Source organism: Oleiphilus sp. HI0061, assembly GCF_001635675.1.
On the sequence record NZ_LWFE01000678.1, the window covers coordinates 1 to 7,704 of the forward strand.

The window sequence follows — 7,704 nt, forward strand, 5'->3', positions numbered from 1 at the left end:
TTCAAGGTTCTGGACGATACAGCCAGCTATGTATTAATCGCAACGCTTAAGCCAATGGCTATTATCTCTGGTTTGCCTCGCTACAATAGCAATAGACAGTTCTATATCAGTGACGCTGAAGGTGAATATCTTTATCAGGAAAGCTCTTCAGATAATAGTTCATCATCACATGATAAAAACTTACTTAGAGATTTCCCCGAGCTCACTCAGCACTTTCAGTCAGGCACCAACAAGCTGACGTTTACGCAGTTAAAAGACAGTACCAATACTAAATACTCTGCGTATTACAAAGTATTAAAAGGTGGTGCGACTTATGGCAGCCCACAACTCCATATTCTACTATCATCCTCACATCAACAGCTTGCATTAGCTCTGGAAGGAACTCGCAACAAAAGCCTGCTTATAGGTTTATCGCTAGCTTTAGTTGCCTTAACGGCTGCCATTTTAATCTCTCGCAGAATTACCCGCCCTCTCTCGAGATTGACTGAAACACTCGAACGCTATGAGCAAACAGGCGAAATTGACTACCTACCCGTGAACGAGAATAACGAAGTAGGTATTTTTGCCAGAAGCTTTCATAAAGCCCTACAGAATATTGACGCCTCAATAAATGAACTAAATGAGCAGAAATATGCCTTGGACCAGGCTTCCATTGTCTCTATCACAAATATAAGAGGAGACATCACTTATGTGAATGACAAATTCGTCGAAGTAAGCGGATACGAGCGTGAAGAGCTGCTAGGCCAAAATCATCGAATTCTTAACTCTGGCTATCATGACAAAGCCTTCTTCGGCCAACTTTATAAAACAGCTGCTAAAGGCAGCGTATGGCGAGGCGAAGTCTACAACAAAGATAAACATGGTCAGAATTACTGGATTAGCAGCACTGTCATTGCCATTAAAGATATGAACGGCAAACCACAAAGTTATGTTGCCATTAGCTCGAACATTACTGGGAAAAAATCAGCCGAAAGCGAACTCATTACTGCAAAAGAAAATGCTGAACAAGCTGCAATTACGAAAAGCGAATTCCTCGCAAGCATGAGCCACGAGATCAGGACACCGATGAATGGCGTTCTGGGCATGCTGGGACTTCTGCTTAACTCCAAGCTTGATACTCAACAAAGGCACCGGGCTGAAATAGCGCAAAATAGCGCACAGTCGCTACTTACACTAATCAACGACATTTTAGACTTTTCTAAAATAGAAGCAGGCAAACTAGACTTGGAGCACCTTCTATTTAACCCGAAAAAGTAAATTGGCGATCTTGCAGAGTCTCTTGCCCAGCAAGCTCAACTACAAGAGCTAGAACTGATCGTCGACTTAAGAGGGTTAACCCTGTCAAAAGCAGTAGGAGACCCCGGCAGGATCCGCCAAGTCGTTACCAATCTTGTCAACAATGCAATCAAATTCACCAGCCAAGGTGAAGTCGTTATTTCTGCTCGGCTTACGGAGCTAAACGCAAATCTGCTTCAACTAGACATCGATGTGACTGATACAGGTATAGGAATCCCGCCTGAAAAAGCCGACTCGCTGTTTGAAGCCTTTAATCAGGCTGACGCATCAACTACCAGACAGTTCGGCGGCACAGGTTTAGGACTGAGCATTGCCAAGAACCTATGCTTACTGATGGGCGGCACCATTTCCGTTAAGAGCATTCCAGGAGAAGGCAGCAATTTTTCGAGCTCAATGTTGCTGAAGACTAGCGATCAAGCTGAGTTAGTCAAACCGACAATAGATATAAGCCAACTAGAGATTCTGATCGTTGATGATAACACGACTAACCTAGAGGTACTCCGAGGTCAGCTTGACCTATGGGGAGCTAAAGCCATTGAAGCGAGCTCTGGCTCCGAAGCACTAGAACTATGCCAGCAACGATATAATGACGAAAGCAAGAGGCCTTTCGATATCGCCCTGTTAGACATGCAAATGCCAGAAATGGACGGAGCAGAGCTGGGGCGAAAACTTAGTCACGACGAACGTTTTCAGTCGATGAAACTTGTTATGATGACCTCAATGACCTATCAGGGAGGTGCACAGGAAATGGCCGATATTGGCTTCGATGCTTATTTCCCAAAACCTGCGACTACCTCTGACCTATTTGATGCGTTAAGTATTTTGGCGGATGACGGTCAAGCACTACAACAAGCTCAACCTCTGATCACCTCTGAAAGCATTAAGACCTACTCTACGAAGGATTCGAGACAAATAAAATGGCCAGAAGGTACCCGTTTATTGATCCTGGAGGATAATTATATTAACCAAATGGTAGCCCTCAGCACGTTAAAAAACATTGGCCTACACGCGGATGTCGCTGGCAATGGCCTGGAAGCAATTAGCAGTTTGATACAAACCACCGCCAATACCCCACACACTTTAATCCTTATGGATTGTCAAATGCCCGAAATGGACGGCTATGAAGCCACTCGAGCTATTCGCGATGGCAAAGCTGGACAGTTCTACACCGACATTCCGATCATTGCGATGACAGCCAATGCAATGCAAGGAGATAAAGAAAAGTGCTTGGCTGCCGGTATGAACGCCTATCTAAGCAAACCAATTTATAACGACGCACCAATTTCTACACTCATTAGTTATGTGTGTAACAACAAACCTGAATATGAAGACGCACCTATGCCTCAAGATGATACAAGCACCAAACCCAACGCTACTGCTTCAACTAGCGAGCAAGATACCCCTACCCACTGGAACCCTGACGGTCTAAGAGAGAGAATCTACAATAACGATGATTTATTCTCTGCATTGCTGAATAGCTTCCTTAGTGACAGCCCGAAGCACTCTGAAGATATTCTAAAGGCCTGTAACGAATTAGATCTAAAAGCGCTTAAAGCCATTTCACACCTTCTCAAAGGTGTCTGCGGGCAACTTTGCGCCGACAAGCTCCAAAGTCTCTGCGCTGCCATTGAACAGGTTTCTCTAAGACCTATTGAGCAAGTAGATAAGCACGAACTTGAAGGACTTCATGTAGAGTTCACAACAGAGTTAAGCTTGCTCGAACAATCATTTACTGAAGCACTCGACCAAAGTACTGCATCGACCAGCGACGAATCAGATGAAACACTCTCTAATGACGAGTTTATAAACCAACTAAACACGCTTCAAAACAAGCTTGAACAATCAGATTATATCGACCCAGACAGTTTAAGCCTCCTTAAAACAGCCTTCCCCGATAGGCAGGAAATCCAAAATTTGGTCATAAAACTCGTTGAAGAAATCAATTTATTTGACAATACGGCAGCATCAACGACACTTAAAGAGATATTGGCTCTGATTCAGACCTCATAACCAGACTGGCACCTAATAAATGGCCCCTCAAATATCGAGCGAGAAACAAGGAAAGCCAACCGTCCTCATTGTTGATGACGCGCCCGCTAACGTCCAAATTCTCGCTCTCATGTTCCGCGATCTTTATCAGGTCAAAGTCGCTACTTCTGGAGCAAAATGTCTGGAAGTCGCTCGTACAGAGCCCCAACCCGAGCTCATTCTACTTGATATCATGATGCCTGATATGGATGGCTTTGAAACCAGCAAGCACTTAAAAGAAGATGAAGAGACGGCTGGCATCCCCGTTATTTTTGTTACAGGCCTTCAAGACTCGCACGATGAAGAAAAAGGCCTTAAGCTAGGCGCCGCCGACTATATTCGTAAACCAGTGAGAGAAGCGATTGCAATCTCGCGCATCAACACACACATCACATTGAAGCAACAGCGCCAAAGGTTAGAAGAGCTTGCGCTCACCGACCAATTAACAGGCCTTTATAACCGGCATTATTTATTAGCCGTAGCTGAACAAAAAGTCGCTAGCGCCAAACGTCATGGCCATCCATTAAGCTTAATGATGGTTGATATTGACCACTTTAAACAAATTAATGATCAGCACGGCCACCCGGTTGGCGACCAGGTTTTAAGTACCTTTGGTGAATTCCTACGCACCCAATACCGAAAGGAAGATCTTGTAGCCGTGCGTTTTGGTGGCGAAGAGTTTGTGGTACTCCTGGAAAACTGCAGCCTTGATCAAGCAACGATGCGCTCGGACCAAATCCGAAAAGATGTAGAAGCACTTAAGCCAGCTGGACTCTTAGTCACAGCGAGTATCGGTGTAGCTGAACTACATCAGGACGAGAATGACTTTCAATCACTACTAGCCCGTGCAGATAAAGCCGTCTATAAAGCAAAATATGACGGGCGAAACTGCTTTAGAGTCAATGACGACTTTTGATTTTCACTTTAAACACTGCTTGATAAGTGCCGTAAAGGCTTGAACTTTCGGGCTAAAGTGGACATCACGATGCGTCACTAACCATATAGTTGAACGCCATGCACTAGGTGCTGGCAGAAGTAGCTGCAGGTCAGTTTTAAGTTCGGCAATTCGACAATCCATCGCCACGATACCCAAACCATTTTCCGCAGCATCCATTAATATATGGTAGTCGCTGGCACTAAAGCTAATCTGTTCCTTCGGGACCATTTCATTTAACCACTTAATACTCGGAATATTATTCATATTCTGGCAAAAATTAAGAAATCGATGTCCCGTAATATCCTCAAGGCTCTGGAGTTTCCCGTACTTACGCAAGTAGGATTCGCTAGCATAAAGAGCCGATTCAGTATACAATAGCTTCTGTACCACATAATCTGGGTCTTGCGGCTGAGCGCCTGGCCGAATACTAATATGCGCCTCACCATATTCAAGTTTAAAAATTCTCGAATCCGCCTGAAACGAAATGTCCACACCAGGGTGTGCTTTGCTGAATACCTCGATAACAGGCATGATCAAGGGACTCAAGGTCGAAACGCTCGTCAGAACCAAAGGCCCTGTTAGCTGCTGGTCTAGCCCATTAATTTTACTGACCATTCGATCAAGACGTTCTTCGACTTTTGCAGCATCTTGAAACAGAATTTCGCCCGCTTCAGTCGGCGTATAGCCGCGAGAATGCCTATGAAATAACTTACAAGCCAAGTGCTCTTCAATCGAGTCAATGTGCCTAAGAACTGTACTGTGATGAACACCTAAAGACTCAGCGGCCTTGCTAAGCGTGCCAAACTTGGCTACTTGATAGGCTATCTGAATATCACTCCAGCTTTTCATACATATCCCCAAACAATCTATATCTGCGCTTAACGTCACCCGCACAAAATTCGCCACTCTGTGCGTATATGCACACCAACTATGCACTCTACCTATTTTCATGCAGTTTTGCATCAGGTTTAATAAAGACAGTTCAATTCATACGCACTTACTTGAAAGGCCGATACCATGAGCTCAGACAGAACTCTTATTACATTTTCTGGAAGTCTACGCAGCAACAGCTACAACCAAAAAGTTGCTAAGCAAGCACAACAAATAGCTTTAGAGCTTGGCTACGATGCTATCAACATTAACTTAGCAGACTACCCTTTGCCGTTGTTTAATGAAGATATTGAAAACACTGAAACGCCCGCTTCACTGAACGACTTAAGGCGCATATTTTCATCACCAACAAGCATTTTAATCGCGAGCCCAGAGTACAACGGATCATTTAGCGCCGCACTGAAGAATACACTGGACTGGTTATCACGCCCTGACAATAGTGACTCCAATGTCTATCAACCACCATTTAACAGATTTACTGTCGCACTAACTGCTGCCAGCCCAGGCAGCCTAGGTGGCTTAAGAGGACTAGGACAACTAAGAGAAGTCATGACAAATTTGGGGAGTTTAGTTATTCCTCAACAACTAGCTATTGGAGCTGCTTACGAAGCATTCAACGAAGAAGGGAAATTAGTAAATCAAGAAACGGTCGATCGCTTAACCGGATTAGTTAAAACCTTACTAGAAACTGACCAGCGACTACAGAAATAGGAACTACAACCTTATGAACTCAAGGATGAGACTATTTTTGGCTCCACTTCCAAGGCAACGGAAAAAATTGAAGCAATTGAAGCTCTAATATCTTGCGCCAAGGTAAGTATATCTGCCTGATTGCCGCCATCGTGATTGACAAGAACAAGAGCTTGCTTGGCATGTACGCCTACAGGCCCTTGCCGCTTCCCTTTCCAACCGGCCTGGTCGATCAACCAGCCTGCCGCCAATTTAAATTCCCCAGTCTCAAGCTGATAACTCACAAGTCCTGGAAACTTCTTCCTTATGCTCTCTTCTTGTTTCGCCGTAACGATCGGGTTTTTGAAAAAGCTACCGGCATTTGGAAGCTCACTCGGTTCAGGTAATTTCGCCTTACGAACAGCAATAATTTTCTCTCTCACCTGAGATACCATTAAGCTTTCCGCGAGCCCCTGAAAGCCCCTCAGCTCACCATAGTCAAGCTTAAAACAAGGTTTACGTGTCAGCCGAAGTGTAATACTAATGATGCAATAACGATTAGGCTCGCGTTTAAATATGCTGTCTCTGTATGAGAACTGGCACTGCTCATTGCTCAACTCACAAAGCGAAAGCGTCTTAGTGTCGAAAGCTTTCACCGAGACAAGAGAGTCTGAAAGTTCCACGCCGTACGCACCGATATTCTGAACGGGTGCTGCACCAACGGTTCCGGGAATATAGGAAAGGTTTTCTAGCCCAACCAAGCCTTGATTTACAGTACCAGCCACCAAGTCGTCCCAGATCCTACCTGCTTCAACAACAACAATCACATGATCTGTATCGTCATCATGATAGTGAATTGCGTCAAACAATAAACGTATTACAAGTTTGTCTAGTCTCTCGGGCAAAACCAAATTGGAACCGCCGCCCAGGATAAGCAACTCTGATAGTTCATAGCTTCCACCCTGCAAAAAGAGCACAAGCTCTTGAGCATTGTCAAAGCAAAGTTCTTCGCGAGCAACACAAGGTAAAGCCAGGGTATTCAGGCTCTTTAAATCTGCTCCCAAACGCTTATTCATCAAGGAATGCAACCATTAAGCGAGCGCTTCCTCTGTCAGAGCATTCAGCAAACCTTCACTTGCCGACTCAGCTAAATCAAGCACATGTGAAAAACCGGCAGTGCCACCAAAGTAAGGATCTGGCACTTCACTTTCAGGGCAATCACTGAAGTCTAAAAACAGCTTTAATTTATGCTGAGACTCTTCTGGACACATGGCTTGCAAGTTTTCCAGATTGGCCTTATCCATTGCAATAATATGATCAAAGGCTTCGAAGTCAGAGAAAACCACCTGACGTCCTTGAATTCGGCTTAAGTCATACGAACGGCTTAACGCATGCTTTTGTGTTCGAGGGTCTGGAGCTTTCCCTTCATGCCAACCCGCTGTACCGGCAGAATCCACAAAAAAGTGCTCCTTTAAACCAGCCTGATCAACACGAGACTGAAAAACACCTTGAGCAGTGGGTGAGCGACAGATATTTCCTAAACAAACAAACAGGATCTTATGCATAATTCCCAACTCGACTAAAAAAATTAAGAAAAAGAGAACATCATACCGCTAAAAGGTTTCTAAGATATTGCAGATCTGTTTCAGTATCGACCCCTGGAGGAGGGCTCTCCAAAGCTTGTTCGACATGAATGCTAACACCGTTAGATAAGGCTCTCAATTGCTCTAAACTTTCAAGCTTTTCAGTCATACTCGGCGGCCAATTCACATAAGCATTCAAGAAACCCACTCGGTAGGCATAGATACCGATATGGCGGTAATAGCTAGCGCCATCAGGTATCGCCGTTAAGGCCTTAGGATCTGAAAACTGATCACGACACC

8 protein-coding genes are annotated in these 7,704 nt (G+C 44.6%); 4 read left to right on the top strand and 4 right to left on the bottom strand.

The features are described 5' to 3' along the window. The 3 genes from A3735_RS08515 to A3735_RS08525 all read left to right on the top strand — a co-directional run. Window positions 1-1,257, top strand: a 1,257-nt coding sequence (locus tag A3735_RS08515) for a histidine kinase dimerization/phospho-acceptor domain-containing protein (protein WP_156499538.1), incomplete at its 5' end; no start/stop codon positions are given. 81 nt (window positions 1,258-1,338) lie between these two features. Then, complete coding sequence (locus tag A3735_RS08520) at window positions 1,339-3,306, top strand: response regulator (RefSeq protein ID WP_255375155.1); 1,968 nt, start codon at window positions 1,339-1,341, stop codon at window positions 3,304-3,306. Between the two features lie 19 nt (window positions 3,307-3,325). Then, a complete protein-coding gene (locus A3735_RS08525; protein WP_068553426.1) occupies window positions 3,326-4,240 on the top strand; it encodes a diguanylate cyclase in 915 nt (304 codons plus the stop codon). 3 nt (window positions 4,241-4,243) lie between these two features. Here A3735_RS08525 and A3735_RS08530 read toward each other — a convergent pair whose 3' ends face one another. Next, complete coding sequence (locus A3735_RS08530; protein ID WP_068516301.1) at window positions 4,244-5,110, bottom strand: LysR family transcriptional regulator; 867 nt, start codon at window positions 5,108-5,110, stop codon at window positions 4,244-4,246. A 168-nt stretch (window positions 5,111-5,278) separates the two neighbouring features. Between A3735_RS08530 and A3735_RS08535 the strand changes: the two genes are divergently transcribed. Beyond that, window positions 5,279-5,863: an NADPH-dependent FMN reductase gene (locus A3735_RS08535; protein WP_068508909.1), complete on the top strand. Its 585-nt coding sequence runs from the start codon at window positions 5,279-5,281 to the stop codon at window positions 5,861-5,863. Window positions 5,864-5,874: 11 nt separating this feature from the next. On the opposite strand, the gene murB is transcribed toward A3735_RS08535, so the two are convergent. The 3 genes from murB to A3735_RS08550 all read right to left on the bottom strand — a co-directional run. Continuing rightward, window positions 5,875-6,897: a UDP-N-acetylmuramate dehydrogenase gene (murB, locus tag A3735_RS08540; protein ID WP_068516298.1), complete on the bottom strand. Its 1,023-nt coding sequence runs from the start codon at window positions 6,895-6,897 to the stop codon at window positions 5,875-5,877. A gap of 15 nt (window positions 6,898-6,912) precedes the next feature. After that, window positions 6,913-7,386, bottom strand: coding sequence for a low molecular weight protein-tyrosine-phosphatase (locus A3735_RS08545; protein WP_068516175.1), 474 nt, complete (start codon window positions 7,384-7,386; stop codon window positions 6,913-6,915). A gap of 40 nt (window positions 7,387-7,426) precedes the next feature. Further along, a partial coding sequence (locus A3735_RS08550) for a cytidylyltransferase domain-containing protein (protein ID WP_369820519.1) occupies window positions 7,427-7,704 on the bottom strand: 278 nt, incomplete at its 5' end.